At 36.4% G+C, this 17,173-nt stretch carries 19 protein-coding genes and 3 pseudogenes; 3 read left to right on the forward strand and 19 right to left on the reverse strand.

Going from position 1 to position 17,173, the window contains the following annotated elements:
- Positions 1-30 precede the first annotated feature (30 nt).
- From IGL28_RS09145 to IGL28_RS09210, 14 genes and pseudogenes are all read right to left on the reverse strand, one after another.
- Positions 31-1,656 (reverse strand): AlwI family type II restriction endonuclease, encoded by a 1,626-nt coding sequence (locus tag IGL28_RS09145; RefSeq protein WP_081127981.1) that lies wholly within the window; start codon positions 1,654-1,656, stop codon positions 31-33.
- Positions 1,646-2,251 (reverse strand): hypothetical protein, encoded by a 606-nt coding sequence (locus tag IGL28_RS09150; RefSeq protein WP_081127982.1) that lies wholly within the window; start codon positions 2,249-2,251, stop codon positions 1,646-1,648. Before IGL28_RS09150 ends, IGL28_RS09145 begins: the two co-directional genes overlap by 11 nt.
- Before the next feature lie 62 nt (positions 2,252-2,313).
- Positions 2,314-2,754, reverse strand: a complete 441-nt coding sequence (locus IGL28_RS09155; RefSeq protein WP_232088647.1) for a conjugal transfer protein — start codon at positions 2,752-2,754, stop codon at positions 2,314-2,316.
- Positions 2,755-3,239: pseudogene (locus tag IGL28_RS09160) on the reverse strand (cell surface protein); the annotation flags it as partial.
- Positions 3,240-3,319: 80 nt separating this feature from the next.
- Positions 3,320-3,981, reverse strand: a pseudogene (locus IGL28_RS09165) (hypothetical protein).
- 370 nt (positions 3,982-4,351) lie between these two features.
- The gene (gene rplS, locus IGL28_RS09170; protein WP_002286913.1) at positions 4,352-4,699 is read right to left on the reverse strand and encodes a 50S ribosomal protein L19; all 348 of its coding nucleotides are present in this window, start codon (positions 4,697-4,699) and stop codon (positions 4,352-4,354) included.
- Between the two features lie 137 nt (positions 4,700-4,836).
- The gene (trmD, locus tag IGL28_RS09175) at positions 4,837-5,586 is read right to left on the reverse strand and encodes a tRNA (guanosine(37)-N1)-methyltransferase TrmD (RefSeq protein WP_164885414.1); all 750 of its coding nucleotides are present in this window, start codon (positions 5,584-5,586) and stop codon (positions 4,837-4,839) included.
- On the reverse strand, positions 5,576-6,100 hold the full coding sequence (gene rimM, locus IGL28_RS09180; protein ID WP_010718461.1) for a ribosome maturation factor RimM: 525 nt from the start codon (positions 6,098-6,100) through the stop codon (positions 5,576-5,578). The genes trmD and rimM overlap by 11 nt, the downstream gene beginning before the upstream one ends.
- 150 nt (positions 6,101-6,250) lie before the next feature.
- Positions 6,251-7,093 carry a hypothetical protein gene (locus tag IGL28_RS09185; RefSeq protein WP_081127985.1) on the reverse strand — a complete coding sequence of 281 codons (843 nt, stop codon included), beginning with the start codon at positions 7,091-7,093 and terminating at the stop codon, positions 6,251-6,253.
- Between the two features lie 107 nt (positions 7,094-7,200).
- A complete protein-coding gene (locus tag IGL28_RS09190) occupies positions 7,201-7,449 on the reverse strand; it encodes a KH domain-containing protein (RefSeq protein WP_010718463.1) in 249 nt (82 codons plus the stop codon).
- 11 nt (positions 7,450-7,460) lie between these two features.
- Positions 7,461-7,736, reverse strand: a complete 276-nt coding sequence (gene rpsP, locus IGL28_RS09195) for a 30S ribosomal protein S16 (RefSeq protein ID WP_010718464.1) — start codon at positions 7,734-7,736, stop codon at positions 7,461-7,463.
- Between the two features lie 100 nt (positions 7,737-7,836).
- Positions 7,837-8,607: an ABC transporter permease subunit gene (locus tag IGL28_RS09200; protein WP_081127987.1), complete on the reverse strand. Its 771-nt coding sequence runs from the start codon at positions 8,605-8,607 to the stop codon at positions 7,837-7,839.
- Positions 8,604-9,502, reverse strand: a pseudogene (locus tag IGL28_RS09205) (ATP-binding cassette domain-containing protein). Before IGL28_RS09205 ends, IGL28_RS09200 begins: the two are co-directional and overlap by 4 nt.
- On the reverse strand, positions 9,502-9,702 hold the full coding sequence (locus IGL28_RS09210) for a PLDc N-terminal domain-containing protein (protein ID WP_010737914.1): 201 nt from the start codon (positions 9,700-9,702) through the stop codon (positions 9,502-9,504). The pseudogene IGL28_RS09205 and the gene IGL28_RS09210 overlap by 1 nt, the downstream one beginning before the upstream one ends.
- 338 nt (positions 9,703-10,040) lie before the next feature.
- On the opposite strand from IGL28_RS09210, the gene IGL28_RS09215 reads away from it, so the two are divergent.
- A complete protein-coding gene (locus IGL28_RS09215) occupies positions 10,041-10,595 on the forward strand; it encodes an NADPH-dependent FMN reductase (RefSeq protein ID WP_010718468.1) in 555 nt (184 codons plus the stop codon).
- Between the two features lie 298 nt (positions 10,596-10,893).
- Here the strand turns inward: IGL28_RS09215 and IGL28_RS09220 are convergent, their stop codons facing one another.
- From IGL28_RS09220 to IGL28_RS09240, 5 genes are all read right to left on the reverse strand, one after another.
- Positions 10,894-11,421, reverse strand: coding sequence for a dihydrofolate reductase family protein (locus IGL28_RS09220; protein WP_034700956.1), 528 nt, complete (start codon positions 11,419-11,421; stop codon positions 10,894-10,896).
- A gap of 5 nt (positions 11,422-11,426) precedes the next feature.
- Positions 11,427-12,008 (reverse strand): DNA-3-methyladenine glycosylase I, encoded by a 582-nt coding sequence (locus IGL28_RS09225; RefSeq protein ID WP_010737917.1) that lies wholly within the window; start codon positions 12,006-12,008, stop codon positions 11,427-11,429.
- A 204-nt stretch (positions 12,009-12,212) separates the two neighbouring features.
- The gene (ffh, locus tag IGL28_RS09230; protein ID WP_081127990.1) at positions 12,213-13,631 is read right to left on the reverse strand and encodes a signal recognition particle protein; all 1,419 of its coding nucleotides are present in this window, start codon (positions 13,629-13,631) and stop codon (positions 12,213-12,215) included.
- Between the two features lie 15 nt (positions 13,632-13,646).
- Positions 13,647-13,985: a putative DNA-binding protein gene (locus tag IGL28_RS09235; protein WP_010718477.1), complete on the reverse strand. Its 339-nt coding sequence runs from the start codon at positions 13,983-13,985 to the stop codon at positions 13,647-13,649.
- The gene (locus tag IGL28_RS09240; protein WP_010718478.1) at positions 13,945-14,448 is read right to left on the reverse strand and encodes a DUF523 domain-containing protein; all 504 of its coding nucleotides are present in this window, start codon (positions 14,446-14,448) and stop codon (positions 13,945-13,947) included. Before IGL28_RS09240 ends, IGL28_RS09235 begins: the two co-directional genes overlap by 41 nt.
- 195 nt (positions 14,449-14,643) lie before the next feature.
- Between IGL28_RS09240 and IGL28_RS09245 the strand changes: the two genes are divergently transcribed.
- Positions 14,644-15,348, forward strand: a complete 705-nt coding sequence (locus tag IGL28_RS09245; protein ID WP_081127992.1) for a response regulator transcription factor — start codon at positions 14,644-14,646, stop codon at positions 15,346-15,348.
- Complete coding sequence (locus IGL28_RS09250) at positions 15,345-17,078, forward strand: sensor histidine kinase (protein ID WP_081127994.1); 1,734 nt, start codon at positions 15,345-15,347, stop codon at positions 17,076-17,078. Before IGL28_RS09245 ends, IGL28_RS09250 begins: the two co-directional genes overlap by 4 nt.
- Positions 17,079-17,173: the final 95 nt, after the last annotated feature.

Genomic DNA, 17,173 nt, shown 5'->3' on the forward strand with positions numbered 1-17,173 from the left:
AAATTATCTTCACTCCAGCTAAGTTTGTATTTAGTCAATATTGAGCCTTTTTGCAACTTCTCCGTAATACTCGTAGGCTTGGTTATCATTCAACAACTCTAAAAACATTCTTTTTCTTTCTACCGCTTCAATACCATTTTCTAAGCAGTAATCTAAAAATCCTAATAAAGCTGAGGCTGAAATCATTAATCCGCTTACTTCTTCATCATATAAGTCCTTAACTTTATTGACTATCTTTTTCATATTTGAAACTCCGCCGATTTTTGAAGCAGTAATATAACCAAAATATTTCACTCTTTTTCCCTCATAACCCTGATACTCGGGGATGTACTCAGCAGCCATATGATTAGCTAAATTAGCTGAGAGAAGAAACTTTTGTTTATAATTTTTAGCGTCAATTATTGCTACAGTTGATTCATCAATATGAATCAATATATCAATATTAGTTCTTTCGTCTTCAATAACCGGTTTAGGATGAAGAACTGTTTTGAACCCTATAGATTTTAAAATTTCCGCAGATTGAACTTCAAATTCCAAGTCATTTTGTTGATTAAGATATGAGGTAATAAATCCTCCATCTATATTGGGCATTTCACTTTTTTGCTCTACGATTTTTACAGCAATTTTTTGTGCTTTTTTTGGAGGGAAGTCATTTGAAATAATATCAATAACTTCATTTAAACTTTTACCAGGAAGATTTGGGTACTGCATCAAAATTTCTTGAACCAGCTTCTCTTCCTTACTTTGATTACTAGCAACTTTTTCGTTTGTTAAAGCTCTAGACTTATAGCTGTCTACATCTAAACCTGCACGTTCACCAAACCTGGACTCCGAAATTTTATATCGATCATCAAACGGATATCGTTGATCATATCGATCTAATTCTTCAAGTGTAGAGCCTAGCTGATCAGTTTCTTTATCGATAAATAAGCGTCCTTCATTGTATTCCACTAATTCGGTATAACCAGCCTGTAACATAAACGTATGGGCAACATCACCATTTGCCGTTTCAAAATCTCTGGCGCCACTATCCGACCTTTTTCTGTAATCAAGTTCTGCAATCTCTCTTTTCATTTCTGCTTTTTCTTCTTCACTTGCATTTCGAAACTGAACGATTTTAGCAACAGTTTCATTGATTTGCTTATCTGTTCTTGCAGTCATTACAAAAAATGTAATTTCTTCTCTGGTAACATAATAGTCCAAAGGTTCTTGACAAACGATTCTGATCAAAAATCTTATTGGTCGAATTTTAAAGTCGGGTGCAAACTTTGGCCTAAATCCTGTAGATTCAAAATAAGAATTAGGAATTTGTAATGTCAGAAGCTGTTTACACAAATTATCGAATTTTTTCTTTCCTTCTAAAAGAGCTACACCAACTTTTGTCGGTACTAGGCGTCCGTCATCTGCTAAATAAACCAAACTGTATGTTCTTAGCATTGCTACCCAAGTCCTACCGCCTGATCCATCATTAGAAATGTTCGCTCTTTTCAATTTCTTATCAGCTAGCACTACTTCATACTCTTTTTGGATAGGTCGATTGGAGTTCCATTTTTCCGTAAAATTATTGGTTGCAGTTTTTAAAGCTTCTAAGGCATTGGGAAAAAAGTTTGGATCTCGTTGTGGCCGGGTAACAAACCAAGTTGTTCTATATTTCATCTTTTCCATCTCCTTCAATATTGTCGTCTAGTTGTTCTCTTTCTGAATAATCAACTGTAATGGCGCTTAGCAACAAGTCCACAGATTCCGTCTCTTCCTCTGTTAAATTACCATTCATAGCAAACTCCCCTAAAATTTCAGTAAGTTCATCCAGTAAAAATTCAGAATCAGAATAAGCTTGGAAGAACTCTTCCAGATCAAAATCCGGCTCAGTTGACTCAACAATGTATTGATCTAGCAAGTCCCCCATTTCAAGAAGATCTTCAGTAAGAAAGTCAGTTAAAACAAATTGTTTCTCTAACAAAAAATCTCTATACTTCTCTTTAATATAGGCAAGTATGCTTATATAGTTGCTGAGTCCAATATCTTTGTTTTCTCTAAAAATATCATTCAGCCAATTAGGATTCTGATCTCCTTTTAAAGCGAGCGATATAGATCTTTGAGAAATTCTATCATCATATTTATCTTTGGTTTCTTGATAATCAGAAGTAGAGTTTTTCTCACCTTTTCTGGTATCTTCTAATATCTGAATTTGCATTTTCAATTTGCTGTAAGTCAATGCAACTAAAGCTTTTTGTAAAATTTTTTTATGCATTTTTTTCTCCCATCAAATCTTTGTTAATAAAATAATACACCATAAAATTTATAAACACACTTTTAAAAAAGGGTATTTATAAATTGTTTTTTATTTACGTTTGTAATAAACCAGTGATCATCTTTGAGAAGAAAACATTTGTATTGAAAAAGTTGCTTCATTTTAGTCTGTTCATCAATATATATTACAAAAAAAGAAGCTGCTATTCCTTTTTTATCCCTAACTAAAGAAAGTTGATTTATTGATTCAAAAATATAAGAGTTAGAACTAATGGGTTTTATTGAATTATTTTTTACATAATGCTCAAGTTCTTCTGCTGAAGCTTTTGGATATAACTTGAAAAAAGTTTCTAAAAACAAAGTAACTTCAGTTACTTCTTTCTCGTCGACATTACTATCGAATTCGAAGAGGAGATCTTGCTTATACAAGGCTTTTTGCGACAAAGCAGTAATTGTAGGATTTTGAATAATAATTCTCCTATCTTTTGAGTCTTGATATACCATTGTTTCAATAGCTGCAATATTTACCGCACTACCATCCGATCGTTTGATTGAGTGAAGGGTATAACCATTGACGTCTTGCCAGATCATCTTTTGAGCGACCATTTGTGTATCAACATCTGTGCCGGCTTCCTTCCATAACACTGAAACTAATTTGGCTTTTTCCGGCGTATCAGGTAATGGATTTTTCTCATAACCTGGAGTGAATTGATTATCAATCGGAATCCCCGGTTCAATACAGAAAATATTTTGTTTCACGCCATTATAGACAGCAAATGTGGAACGGTGACTTCTGACATTGGACGACCGTCACTAAAGGTTCCTTCGACAGCATATTGATGTGCTAAATCTAATTCCACAGTTACCTTTTGTGGATGAATAATCTCATCAGCAAAGGCAATCGTAGGACCAATCGCTCCGCCAATTGTTTGCCCTAATATAGCCAAAGTCGCAAACAATCGCCAATTTTTAAATCTCGGCTTTCTCATAGAATAAATCTCCTTTCATTTTTGGGTAATAAAAAAAGACGTCCAAATTTTTAGTTTTGAACGTCTAGTCTAGGGAGTTACTATTTAGTTTTCTTCTTTATAGATAAGTTATTTCTCTGCTTATAGATTTTGATTCTTCGATAGTCAAACCCTATTTCTGTCATCAATTCTTCCCAATTTTTATTTGTCCTTTTCATAATTGTATCAACTGACGGTAAATTCGAGGACTCTGCAAGTTTTCGGAACTTCGTCATTGACAAATCATCTTGCAAACTTAACCGAATTAGTTCGTTTCTTAATTCTAACAACAATTCAAAGTCGGTAAGTAAATGTTCCTCTGTATTCTTTCTAAACAGATGTCTTACATCTCCAAATCTCTTTTTCAATGTACTTAACGAAGGAACGTCTTTTCCTACTGATTTTTTTCATACATACGCTGAGAAGTTATTTTCTCAACCGTAATAAAGGACTCTACTATTTTCAGTAAATCTTTTTCTGATATTTTTGCCCATTTCCCGCATTCTCCATTGTCACATCCAAGACTAACTAATAAGTTTTTCCATGAACCATATTTTTGATTGATAAACCACATACTTGGCACAGAATTGGGATTCTTTGATAATTTTCTCTGATATTGGCAGCTAGATTTTATTCCGTGTTTTTCGATAAATTGATTGATTAGCAAAATCAGTTTTAGATCACTTAACTTTTTCCATACGATTCGTCCATCATCTTGCTTCACGATAAAAACTCCTAAAAATTATTTAGATAGAATCCTATCACATCAACTTTTTAGTAGAAAAGTGCATGTTTTGTCTTTTTTTAAAAAAGTCGACCCTTTTAGTAACTTGGATTCAGAAGTTGCTAAATTCGGTAAATGTTTTAGTATTTTTCGTATTAAATTTGTCGTCAGACTGACTACTAAATTTTGCCTTATTTTGACGACACTGATAGTCAATATCGGACAATCTAGGACAATTTAAGGTAATATGAGTGAAAAATGAGCCAAAATAGCCAATTCAGGCTTAAAACTGTGATAGAGAAAAAAGAAAAAGCCCTTGATATACAAGGACTTTTCACATTCGAAATTTGATAGACAGAATTCTGCTTTCTTATCTTCTGATTTCTTTGATACGAGCAGCTTTTCCGTGTAATGCACGTAAGTAGTACAATTTTGCACGACGTACTTTACCGTAGCGAACGACTTCGATCTTTGCAACACGTGGTGTATGCAATGGGAATGTACGTTCAACGCCTACTCCGTTAGAAACTTTACGTACTGTATAAGTTTCGCTGATTCCAGCTCCGCGGCGTTTGATTACAACACCTTCAAATAACTGGATACGTTCACGTGTACCTTCGACAACTTTCGCATGAACACGTACAGTGTCACCAGGGCGGAAAGCTGGGATGTCAGAACGTAATTGTTCTTTTGTTAATTCTTCGATTAATGGATTCATTGATCTTTTCTCCTTATTCCAAACATTCTTATGAGTTTTCCCTCACAGCGGAACATCGTAATAGTTAAGTGCTTTTGCACTCACCATAAAATACTATCATACTATCAATTTAGTGTAAAGAGTCATTTTGATATTTCTTATTCTATTTCGTCTGATTCTTCTTTTTTGACTTCTTCTAACAAATTCAGCATTTGTGGAGTCATTGTTAATTGTTCCAATAAGTCAGGTCGGCGTTGATAGGTTCTTCTTAAGGATTCTTTCAGTTGCCATTCTTCAATCAATTTATGGTTTCCATTTGTTAAAACTTCTGGGACTTTCATCCCGTTAAATTCTGCTGGCCGTGTATATTGAGGATGTTCCAATAATCCCGTTGAATAAGAATCTGTTTGAGCGGATGTTTGATTTCCTAAAACATCCGGTAGTAAGCGGACTGTTGCATCAATCATCACCATTGCGCCAAGTTCGCCACCAGTCAAGACATAATCACCTAAAGAGACTTCATCCGTAACTAGCGAACGGATTCGTTCATCATAGCCTTCGTAATGTCCACAAATAAATACTAAATGTTCTTCATTCGAAAATTCTTCCGCCATCGCTTGATCAAATCGTTTACCAGCTGGATCCAATAAAATCACACGTTTTTTTGTTTCAGGATTTGCTTGTTCAATTGCTTTGATATTGTCATAGATAGGTTGGACTTTTAACAACATCCCTGCCCCGCCACCATATGGATAATCATCGACCGTTTGGTGTTTATTATCGGAATAGTCTCTAAAATTAGAAACATTGATCTCTAACAATCCTTTATTGACCGCTTTACCGATGATTGATTCACCCATTGGTCCTTCAAACATTCGTGGGAAGAGTGTTAAGACATCAATTTTCATCATCGATCAATCCTTCTGGAATCTCGACGTAAATGACCCCATTTTCTAAATCAACTGTTTTAACCACTGAGTCAATATAAGGAAGCAAAACATCTTTTTTCTTTGGTCGTTGGACTACCCAAACATCGTTAGCACCTGGTGAAAGAATTTCTTTGATTTTACCTAGTTCATTCCCATTTTCCTCAACGACCTTTGCTCCAATGATCTCATGATAATAAAATTCATTTTCTGGCAACTCAATCGTTTCTTCTTTTGAAACTTTTAAAATACCGTCTCGATATTTTTCAACATCGTTGATTGAAGGATGCCCTTCAAAACTTAACAAGTCAAAATTTTTATGTTTACGATGACTTTTGACGGTTAATTCAATTGGCGCTTTCTTCTCTTGAAACAAGGTAAGTACAGCACCTTTTTTATATCGTTCTTCTGGAAAATCTGTGGTAGAAATGACGCGCACTTCTCCTTTGATCCCTTGAGTATTTACGATTTTTCCAACATTTAAATATTCAGTCAACTTGTATCCCCTTTTCCTTTTCACACATGTTTCAACCAAACAATGGTTTTTAAATGGCTGAACGTGTTTTTGACGTATCTGCCTTATTTTAGCATGTGTGCATATGCAATTCTACTTTCTTTTCGCTTTTCTATATCATTTTCCAATCATTTATTGGTTCATAGAAACAGCCATTTTCAATGCGGAAAGAGTATCTTTGTGGGTAACAGTATAAACATTTTTAGGCTCTTGCCAGCTTACTTGTGTAGCTTGTTGGGAAGAATCATTCATTTCAACCGTAATTTTTCCGTACTTCTCAGGCGCAGGCAAACTTGCTTTTTCTAAGTAAGCAACGATTTCTTTGGCTAACGGTACAGGATCTTGTCCTTCAATATTACTTGCCCGGACACGAATACTCCAATTTCCTTCTTGCCATTCTAGAATACTAGATCCCGCCGCTCCTTGTTGATAGCCAGTAATATTGTAGCCCAAATCGACTTGTCGGCCGTTTGTATCAACCGTAACTGGTTGCAAGGCATCAATTGCTTCTTGACTAGAAGCAAAGCCATACTGGTAAAGATAAGAAGCCATCGGGGTTTCTTGATTTAACTCTTTGGCATTTAAGACATAGGCTTTGGGTAGGTCATAGTATAAGATCGAAAAGCCCTGTTTGGTTTCGGCAGCAGCGATGTTTAATTTCCCTGTTGTAATCGGTATCTCTTGTGGCATCGGTGTTGTTGGGTATTTTTCTTTCAGTTCTTCAAATGCGGTTTGTGATTGTTTATTCTGTGTAGATGTTTCTGTTTTTGTAGTCGCCGTTTCCGTTGTATTTCCAGACATCTCAGAGCTTTCACTCTTTTTGGTTGTTGATTGAGTATCTGTTTCTTTGGAAGTACTATGACTCGTTGAATGAGTCCCTGGTGTCGCCGTATCAGTTGTTTCAGTAGAATTATTTGTCCCTTGACAGGCACTTAAAAGTAAAAGAGCTGGTATCAATAATGCAACTTTTTTCATAGGTATCTACTCCTTTCTATACTTTAAGGATACGCTTTCTATAATCATTTGCCAAGTAGTCCCCTCAAAAAGAAAAAAGCTGTCTCGTCAAGACGAAACAGCTTTTTTTATTCCTTATGATCGATGATATTTAAACGCACTTTTTTCGGTGCATTTGTTCGTACCCCGTAAACGATCGTACGAATTGCTTTCGCAACACGCCCTTGTTTACCGATGATACGACCAATATCTTCAGGAGCCACAGTTAGGTTATATTCATAGAAGTCTTTTGACTCAGTGACTTCTAACTGGACTTGTTCAGGATAAGTGACTAACGGACGAACGATTGTTAAGACTAATTCGCTTAAATCTTTCATATCCGATCACCTTATTTCTTTGAGAATTTAGCTTCGTGGTGTTTTTGCATAACGCCTTCTCTTGAAAGGATGTTACGTACAGTATCAGAAGGTTGCGCACCTTTAGATAACCAGTTAAGAACTAAATCTTCTTTTAAAACTACTTCTGCAGGGTCTTTCAAAGGATTGTAAGTACCTACAGTTTCGATGAAACGTCCATCACGAGGAGAACGTGAATCAGCTACGACGATACGGTAAAAAGGACTCTTTTTAGAACCCATACGTTTTAAACGGATTTTAACTGCCATTATATATTTCCACCTCCATTGTTTTATTCACAAGTTGTAGTGTAACAGTTTTTTTTTACCCTGTAAAGCTTTTTTTCTTTACAGCTAATAAAAAATTTTTTCAACTCTCTTTTTTATTGAAAAAAAGAATTCCTGTCACTAAAAAGGCAGCAATCATCAAACCTGTTACCATTAAAGAAAAAGAATAGTTACTCGAATCAATCCTTTCCCCCAATGCGTTCGAAACTGTCGTTAAATAAAAAGGAGAATACTCAGCAACTTTTGTAAACATAGATAACAAATAACAGCCAGCCACACAAATCCCTCCACAAGCTAGCACAAAATAGCCAGAAGAAATAAAGGAGGACAACCATAGAAATAAAGTATATAACCACACACCCCATAAATAATAATAAAAACTTCTTGTCCCTAATTGAACAACCAGCTCATTATCCCAATAAATAGCAGTATAAAAGTAAGTAATGAAGGAACAACCCCAAAAACCAACTGCCCAAAAAAACTGTCCCATGATCCATTTGGTAAAATAAATTTTCCAGCGAACCATCCCTTTGGTTAAAAGATTAATCAATGTTCCTTTTTGATATTCATTCGTCAAGGTCGAGCTAAACAATAACAAAAACAATAAAAGAAACATAGGCATGTTTTTATAAAATTGTCCCCAAGAAGTCAGCGCATCTACATTGACTTCCCCGATTTTCATACCAGATGCTGCTAAATTTTCTGACATCGATTGAACGATGTAGGGTGTTAATTTGGCTATCAGTGGATTCATGATCCCAAAAATGATCGTTAATGAAAGCAACAGTAATAATCTACCTGTACGCCAATTTTCCTTCCATTCTTTTTTTGAAAACGCGAGTAATTGCTTCATTTGTCCACCACTTCCATAAAAATTTGTTCTAAGGAAGGTTCTAAACGATGAATCGATTGAATCGGTAATTTGTGATCAACAATTAAAGATAGTGCACGAAGTAAGTCTTCGTTAGTTCTGCCAGGATAAATAAGGGTTTCATTTTTCATGGTTGCTCCCGGCAAAAGCGATAAAAATTCTTGAGAATGTTTCACAGTTGGAAATTGGATTTCAAATCCTTCATTTTTAGGATGGGTTTTCAATTCTGCTACCGTGCCTGTTAAAACGATTTCTCCTTTATTTAAGAAAGCCACTTCATCACAAATTTGTTCCACGTCTGATAGAATATGTGTGGAAAAAAGGATCGTTGTTTGCTCTTTGACACGTAATAAGATATCCAAAATTTCTTTACGCCCCAATGGATCCAACGCCGAAGTCGGCTCATCACAAATAAACAGTTTTGGTTCATTCAGTAACCCCTGGGCAATCCCCAAACGTTGCTTCATCCCTCTTGAAAAAGTCCTAATCCTTTTTTTCTCGTGAGCCAATCCGACTAACGCTAATAACTCTTGCGTTTTTTGTTGGATTTTATGTTTAGGCATCTCGGTGATTTCCCCGCATAATTGCAAATACTCTTCGGCGGTAAGGTAGTCATAAAACATCGGAATATCTGGTAAATAGCCGATCCAACGATTCGTTTTTGTTTGACCATAGTGAACCGTTTCATCATTAACCTTGATTGTTCCAGCATCTTTTTTTAGCAACCCCAAAATCAATTTCATCGTCGTCGTTTTCCCTGCACCATTTTTTCCAATAAACCCAAAGATCGTCTTTTCCTTGACGGTAAGGGAAAGATGGTTCAACACTTTTTATCACCAAAAGATTTTGATACATCGATTAGTTCAAGGATCGCCATTATGCCTCCTCCTTACCGAACACGAAATACAAGATTGGACCAACAAATTGAAATCCTATGAGAATTACGATGATCCAGAGTGTTCGACTGCCAAATCGATAATGCGTATGAGTCAAAATATGATAAAGGGCATAAAAAAATAACCCAAGTTGTATGATCACTAACGGGATCAAAAATGGTAAAAACTCGTTAATATGCATTTGTTCCACCTACCAATTTCATCTTTTTATTTGATGCTGCGTTACCCCAAGTCATGCGATGATGTGTACCGATGTTTCAATGAGAAACATTCTTTATCAAAAGTTCATGTACTACACTCTTTTCTAAAAAAATCACACAAACTCCTTTAGACAAGACTTCTATTCACTAATTATAGAAGATCCATGTCAAGTGAAGCAAATATATATACGTAATAACTACTATAAGTAGTCGAAAAAAGTAGTTAAGTTAGTCGCTATGTTCCTCAAGTGTTTTTATTTGCTGAGTTTACTTATTTTTTGTAAGATAAATATAGAAAGTTTGAAGGAGGAATTGTTTTATGACTAAAAAAATTGGATTTTTTGTAGGTAGTTTGCGTAAGGATTCGTACAATAGAAAAGTAGCAGAGGCTTTCGCTAACTTGCTACCTGAAGGATATGAAGGTGTTTTTGTAAAGATCGATGATCTGCCTTTTTATAACGAAGATCTTGAAACTCCAGAGAATGCTCCTGCTGAATGGAGTCGTTTCCGTGATGAGGTCAAGGAATTAGCAGGTGTTGTTTTTGTTTCTCCAGAATACAATCGTTCGGTTCCTGCTGTACTTAAAAACGCACTAGATGTAGGTTCTCGCCCTTACGGTCAAAGCGCATGGGACGGCAAACCTGGGTTAGTTGTCACTGCTTCCCCTGGCGGTATCGGTGGATTTGGCGCGAACCATCACCTACGTCAATCACTTGTATTCTTAAATGTTCCTACCTTACAACAACCTGAAGCTTATATTGGCAATATTGCAAATTTAGTTGATGAAGAAGGTCATATTGTGGAAGGAACACTCAGCTTCTTCCAAACGATTCTAGATGCTTATCTTGATTTTTTAAATAAATTAACTAAGTAAAAATTAGCTTTGATAAGCGATGGGTCGAATCAAATAGATCATATATGAAGGAAACAATCGAAAAAAGGTTGTGACCTGTCTAGCTCTGAAAAACAAGCCGAAGAATCCGAAAATAGCTTCTCCTATTTTTGGAATTCTTCGGCTTGTTTTCAATACATGAATAAGACCACGAAAAAAGCGATAAGCTCCGAGCGGATCAGAAAGGATTTGTTAAAATCGCTCCTCATGCTTTGAAAAATTTTCATTCCTCTTTATGTTCTTTTTTCCGAGACTTCTCTTCCCTTTTACTAAACCAGTATTATCCACGATTACTTACATAATGCAATTCAATGAACTCTCCAAAATAATTAGTATCAACTAGTTTCAATCGTTCTTCGTATGCGCCTTCTTGAAACAATCGAATACCTTCTCCTAAAAGCACAGGTGCAATTTGGATCCACCATTCATCGATCAAATGATTTTCGATCAAAGGTTTCAACAAATTCCCACCACCAACGACCCAGACTGTTTGGTTAGAATGTTCTTTTATGTTTTTCACGAATGAAACGGGATCTTCATGAATAACTGTTGCATCATTTAATACCAATTCTTTGTTAGTAGAAAATACAAAATTCTTTTTTTCAGGATACAGATGGTCAGTTGCTAACAATTTTTTGGCTTCCTGATAAGTTTTTCTTCCCATAATCGTTTGATCAATCGTTTGATAAAAAGCCTCGTAAGTTGTTTTTTCTCCAGTTGGTGTGTCAAATAGCCATTGTAAACTATCCTCTTTTGTTGCTAAGTAGCCATCTAAACTAATGGCTCCATAAAAGACGATTTTCCCCATCATGTTCACTCTCCTTTTCCCATCTGGCTGACTTCTTGTTTGCGAAAGCAATGATCTAAATGGTCATTGACAATTCCCACAGCTTCTAAAAAAGCATATATGGTTGTGCTTCCGATGAATTTAAAACCGCGTTGTTTTAGATCTTTGGCGATTTGATCAGATAACGGGCTCGTTGTTGGTACCTCATTTTGTTCTTTATACGAGTGATTGATCACTTGATGATCCGAAAATGACCACAAATAATCCGCAAAACTACCAAATTCATGTTGGATTTTTTGGACACCCTGAGCATTGGCTACCGCTGCTTCAATTTTACGACGGTTACGAATGATCCCTTTATTTTCCATCAACTCATTGATTTTTGCTTCTGTATATTCGGCTACTTTACCGATCGAAAAAAAGTCATAAGCTTCATCAAAGGAGGCACTTTTATTCAAAATCGTTTGCCAGCTTAATCCCGCTTGATTGATATCTAACATCAATTTACGAAAAAGTAATTGATCATCATATTCTGGAACACCCCAAACTGTGTCATGATAATGTTTCATACTTGCTGTTTGCTCACCCCAAGGACATCTTCGTTTCATTCTCTTCACCTCTTAGCTTTATTGTACCATTCCTTTGTTTCTCTATCTAAAATGAGGAACGCTATGGCAGGTAGTTTTTGAATTGGGTTTATCTAGTATGCAAAAAAAGAATCGCAAAGCCAGCAGAAGCTAACTCAACGATTCTTTCGATGGATGAAACGGTAAACAAAATTCTACTATTATAATAGAAGTACGATAGAAGCTTTATTTCCGTTTTTTCTTTTTCTTTTTGTTTTTCTTGATCATGCGATTCATCGCCATTTTTCCAAGTTTTCCTTTGACACCTGTGCCAAACATTTGGTCCATTCCAGGAATATTCATATCTCCCTTAGACATTTGTTGCATCATTTTGCGTGATTCTTTAAATTGCTTAATCATGCGGTTAACTTCAACCACACTGTTACCAGAACCTGCGGCAATCCTTCTGCGACGACTTGGATTCAATAAATCAGGGTTTTCTCTTTCTGCAGGTGTCATTGAGTAAACCATTGCTTTTTTACGTTCGACATCTTTAGGATCTACTTTGACATTTTCAATCCCTGGTACTTGGTTCATCCCAGGAATCATTTTGATCAGATCCTCTAACGGTCCCATCCCCATCACTTGATCCAACTGTTCAATGAAATCATTGAAATCAAATGAATTTTCCCGCATTTTTTTCGCTAATTCTTCTGCTTTTTTCTCGTCATAGTCTTGTTGCGCTTTTTCGATCAACGTCAACATATCGCCCATACCAAGAATACGGCTTGCCATACGGTCTGGGTGGAAAACTTCAAGATCTGTTAATTTTTCCCCTGACCCGATGAATTTGATTGGTGCGCCAGTCACAGAACGGATCGAAAGTGCTGCACCACCACGTGTATCACCATCTAATTTAGTAATAACTACCCCAGTGATCCCTAGTTGTTGGTTAAAACTATCTGCCACATTGACAGCATCTTGACCGGTCATCGCATCGACAACCAACAAGATTTCATTTGGTTGTGTTAATTCTTTGATTTGTTTCAATTCATCCATCAGGGTTTCATCGATATGCAGACGCCCCGCCGTATCGATCAGAACATAATCATTTTTCTTTTCTTTTGCTAATTCCATCCCTTGACGAACGATCTCAACTGGACTAACATCTGTTCCCATATCAAAAACAGGTACATCTAATTGTTGCCCTAGAACTTTCAATTGATCGATCGCAGCTGGACGATACACGTCACCTGCGATCAGTAAAGGACGTGCATTTTCATTTTTCTTTAAATAGTTGGCTAGTTTACCAGTAAACGTCGTCTTACCTGCCCCTTGCAAACCTGCCATCATGATGACTGTTGGAATTTTTGGTGATTTATTCAATTCAACAGTTTCTGCCCCTAAAGTGATCGTCAATTCTTCATCAACGATCTTAACGATTTGTTGTGCAGGTGTTAAACTTTCTAATACTTCTACACCAATCGCCCGTTCTCGAACACGCTTCGTAAAGTCTTTTACTACTTGTAAGTTTACATCGGCTTCTAGTAATGCAAGGCGGATCTCCCGCATCATTTCTTTGACGTCAGCTTCTGAAACTTTCCCTTTTTTTCTTAACTTGTTCATTGCCTGTTGAAGGCGCTCAGTTAAATTTTCAAATGCCATGATTTCTTCATTCCTTTATTCTTCAATTTCTTGGATCTGTTTCACATAATCAAGGAGAACTTCATCTTTAGGATAAGTTTCCTTTACATAAGTTTTCATTTTTTCTAATAACTGTTCCCGAACAATATAATTAGAGAAAAGATGGAGTTTCTTTTCATAATCTTCTAAAATCTTACTGGTTCGTTTGATATTATCGTATACTGCTTGGCGACTTACTTCATACTCTTCTGCTATTTCTCCTAATGAAAAATCGTCTGCATAATACAACTCCATATAATTCATCTGTTTTTCGGTTAAAAGCGTAGAATAAAATTCAAAAAGTGCGTTCATTCGGTTCGTTTTCTCGATTTCCATTCTGTTCACCTCGCAATTTCAACCATTCTTCATCAGAGAGTACGGTCATCTTTTGTTGGATAAAATAAGCAGTTGCTACACCAGTTCCAGACTTCAAGGTTCCTGAAAAACTCCCATCATAAATAAGAGAGGAACCACAAGAAGGACTTTTCGCTTTTAATATCACTAAATCTATTTCTTGCTCTTTTAATTTTTGATAAGCATGGATTGCCCCTTCTTGGTAGGCTTTTGTGACGTCTTCACCATTTGTAGTGATCACTTTTGCCTGACCATTCCAAACGTCAAATCCATCGCCACCAACGATTTCTGCTGGGGCTCTAGGAGTTGAAAGACCGCCCATTACTTCAGGACAAACCATGATCGCTTTACCTTCAGCGACCAGTTTCTTTAATTCCGGCACAGCTTTTTCTTGTCCATCATACCGACATAAGACACCGCCTAAACAAGCACTAATTCCGATCAATTGCCACTCACTCCTTTATCCAACAAAGTGCCTTCCTATTATACCATTTATTTAGTTGGTAAAATAGTCCTTCTACTGGATTCTATGCTAAAATAAGAAATGTCTATTCATGACACTTAATTAAAAAAACCAGGCATTAGTTGATAGCTGTTTTTAAATAAACAAAAAGAATGAACGCAAGAAAAGGGAGAAGTTATGAAAAAAGTATTAGTGGTAGATGATGAACCTTCAATCGTCACATTGTTGACATTCAATCTGGAAAAAGAAGGGTATCAAGTAACAAGTGCTTTAGACGGACAAAAAGGACTGGAATTAGCACTGGAAGAACCTTTTGATTTTATGATTTTAGATGTGATGCTGCCTTCTATAGATGGTATGGCAATCACCCAAAAGTTGAGACAAGAAAAAATTGATACTCCAATTTTAATGCTTACAGCCAAAGATGACCAGATCGATCGGATCATCGGTTTGGAAATTGGTGCTGATGATTATTTAACAAAACCTTTCAGCCCTAGAGAAGTACTTGCTCGAATGAAAGCTATTTTTCGCCGCATCGAACCACGCCATGTCCAACAAGAAGAAGCAGAACCTGCTTACCTAACGATTGGACAGATCAAAGCAGATTTAACGAATTTCCAAGTAACCGTAGAGGAACGACCGATCGAATTAACGCCAAAAGAATTTGAACTGCTCGTTTATTTTATGAAACGAAAAGATCGTGTAATTGATCGTGATACGCTGCTAAATCGCATCTGGAATTTTGATTTTGCAGGTCAAAGTCGAATCGTTGATGTCCATGTCAGTCACTTAAGAGAAAAAATCGAAAGAGACCCTAAACATCCAAAATATTTAGTGACAGTTCGCGGTTTTGGCTATAAATTTCAGGAACCAAAACGATGAATTGGAAAAAAATTTCTGAGCGTGTCTTCTTTTTCATTCTCTTAGTGGGACTCTTTTTCGGTGGCTGGCAAATGATTTCTCAATATTTCAAACAACAAATCATCGAGCAACAAGAAAGCTATCTTTCAAAAAAAGGGCAATTGCTGATCCAGCAATTGACTATTGATGATTTATCTTCGAAGCATAATCAATCAGTTTTAACAGACTTTGTTCATCAATCAAATGAACGACTAACCTTATTAGCTCCAAATGGTACAATCCTATTCGATACGACCGATCACTCACTACGAGGGCAGCGAAATACTCGTCCAGAAATCAAAGCAGTCCTTGATGGCGGCTCACTAGGTACTTCTTTAAGAATGAGCAGTACGTTAAAGGAAGAACTATTATATGTAGCACTACCGATCAAGAAGAATGGGCAGTTGGAAGCCATTATTCGAATCGCAGAACCAACAAATGGCTTTTTGCCAAGAACAGAAAATTTTCGTCGTTGGGTCTTTTTCTTCTTTTTGGTTTTCTTCGTTGTTTTGTCCAGTATGAGCTATTATTTGGTTTATCAACGTAACCGTCCCTTGAAAACCGTGCTGCCCGTCTTAAAGAAAATGGTCAAAAACCCTGATAAAACCGAGACCATCATGCAAACTTCTGATCAATGGGAAGAACTTTACCAAACGATCAATGCTTTGAGTGAACAAATGAGTAAAGTCTATCGTGCCTATACGACCACTGAAGAACAATTGTATACTCTATTGAATGAATTAATGATTGGTGTCTTTTTGATCGATTCAGAGTCACATCTGCGGCTATTGAATCCAAAAATGCAGGCACATTTAGGGGTACATGATTATCAGCCTAATCAACGGTATACTGAGATCATTCAAGAGCCAAAATTAATCCAATTGATTCATCAAGTTACGCCAAATGAACCATTGATCCATCAAGAAATTACTATTTCAGAGGGACAACAAACATTAGACATCAGCTTACGTTACTTCAATAGTTCTGAAGAGACTGGGCAGATTCTAGGCGTGGCTTATGATCTCACAAAAGTAAGACGATTAGAAAAACTGCAAAAAGACTTCGTAGGAAATGTTTCTCATGAACTTAAAACACCGGTTACTTCATTGATCGGATTTACTGAAACACTGCTAGATGGAGCCAAAGATGACCCAAAAATAATGAATGAGTTCCTATTGATCATGCAAAAAGATGCGATTCGTTTAGATAAGCTGATCCGAGAAATCATTCAGCTATCAAAAGATGAAGAAACGGCACACGAAACGCAAACCATCCATTTAGCAACTTACTTTGAACAAATCATTCAAAGTTACCAACCAATGATCGAAAAGAAACACTTAACCCTGGAAATGCAACAGAAAGAAAAATCATTTACAACTCAAACTGAACTCTTATACCCGATCATCAAAAATCTGATCGAAAATGCAATCCAATATTCTAAAGAATCAGAGAAAATAATCATCCGTTACGAGGTTGACAACCAATTGACATTCTCTGTCCAAGACTTTGGTATTGGGATTGATCGTGAAGATCAAGAAAGGATCTTTGAGCGCTTCTATCGAGTGGATAAAGCACGTAGTCGACACTCAGGTGGTACTGGTCTAGGTCTGGCTATTGTGAAAGATTACGTCAATCTCTTGGGTGGTACGATCAAAGTGGAAAGTCATCCAGGAATGGGGTCGACTTTTACCGTCACCATCCCTCCAGCATGATCACCTTTAAATCTTCAAAAAATGAATGAACAAGTGAAATAGTGGAACAGAAAAAAATAGGCGGTTGGCATAACCGCCTATTTTTGTTTTGTCTA

It is taken from the genome of Enterococcus sp. AZ077 (genome assembly GCF_051714965.1).
Classification (GTDB): domain Bacteria; phylum Bacillota; class Bacilli; order Lactobacillales; family Enterococcaceae; genus Enterococcus_B; species Enterococcus_B hirae.

Excerpts from the sequence above, each read along its gene's own strand:
- IGL28_RS09145 (WP_081127981.1), bottom strand. The coding sequence starts at position 1,656 with ATGAAATATAGAACAACTTGGTTTGTTACCCGGCCACAACGAGATCCA.
- IGL28_RS09150 (WP_081127982.1), bottom strand. The coding sequence starts at position 2,251 with ATGCATAAAAAAATTTTACAAAAAGCTTTAGTTGCATTGACTTACAGC.
- IGL28_RS09155 (WP_232088647.1), bottom strand. The coding sequence starts at position 2,754 with ATGGTATATCAAGACTCAAAAGATAGGAGAATTATTATTCAAAATCCT.
- rplS (WP_002286913.1), bottom strand. The coding sequence starts at position 4,699 with ATGAATCCATTAATCGAAGAATTAACAAAAGAACAATTACGTTCTGAC.
- trmD (WP_164885414.1), bottom strand. The coding sequence starts at position 5,586 with ATGAAAATTGATGTCTTAACACTCTTCCCACGAATGTTTGAAGGACCA.
- IGL28_RS09185 (WP_081127985.1), bottom strand. The coding sequence starts at position 7,093 with ATGAAAAAAGTTGCATTATTGATACCAGCTCTTTTACTTTTAAGTGCC.
- IGL28_RS09190 (WP_010718463.1), bottom strand. The coding sequence starts at position 7,449 with ATGAAAGATTTAAGCGAATTAGTCTTAACAATCGTTCGTCCGTTAGTC.
- rpsP (WP_010718464.1), bottom strand. The coding sequence starts at position 7,736 with ATGGCAGTTAAAATCCGTTTAAAACGTATGGGTTCTAAAAAGAGTCCT.
- IGL28_RS09200 (WP_081127987.1), bottom strand. The coding sequence starts at position 8,607 with ATGAAGCAATTACTCGCGTTTTCAAAAAAAGAATGGAAGGAAAATTGG.
- IGL28_RS09210 (WP_010737914.1), bottom strand. The coding sequence starts at position 9,702 with ATGCATATTAACGAGTTTTTACCATTTTTGATCCCGTTAGTGATCATA.
- IGL28_RS09215 (WP_010718468.1), top strand. The coding sequence starts at position 10,041 with ATGACTAAAAAAATTGGATTTTTTGTAGGTAGTTTGCGTAAGGATTCG.
- IGL28_RS09220 (WP_034700956.1), bottom strand. The coding sequence starts at position 11,421 with ATGGGGAAAATCGTCTTTTATGGAGCCATTAGTTTAGATGGCTACTTA.
- IGL28_RS09225 (WP_010737917.1), bottom strand. The coding sequence starts at position 12,008 with ATGAAACGAAGATGTCCTTGGGGTGAGCAAACAGCAAGTATGAAACAT.
- ffh (WP_081127990.1), bottom strand. The coding sequence starts at position 13,631 with ATGGCATTTGAAAATTTAACTGAGCGCCTTCAACAGGCAATGAACAAG.
- IGL28_RS09235 (WP_010718477.1), bottom strand. The coding sequence starts at position 13,985 with ATGGAAATCGAGAAAACGAACCGAATGAACGCACTTTTTGAATTTTAT.
- IGL28_RS09245 (WP_081127992.1), top strand. The coding sequence starts at position 14,644 with ATGAAAAAAGTATTAGTGGTAGATGATGAACCTTCAATCGTCACATTG.
- IGL28_RS09250 (WP_081127994.1), top strand. The coding sequence starts at position 15,345 with ATGAATTGGAAAAAAATTTCTGAGCGTGTCTTCTTTTTCATTCTCTTA.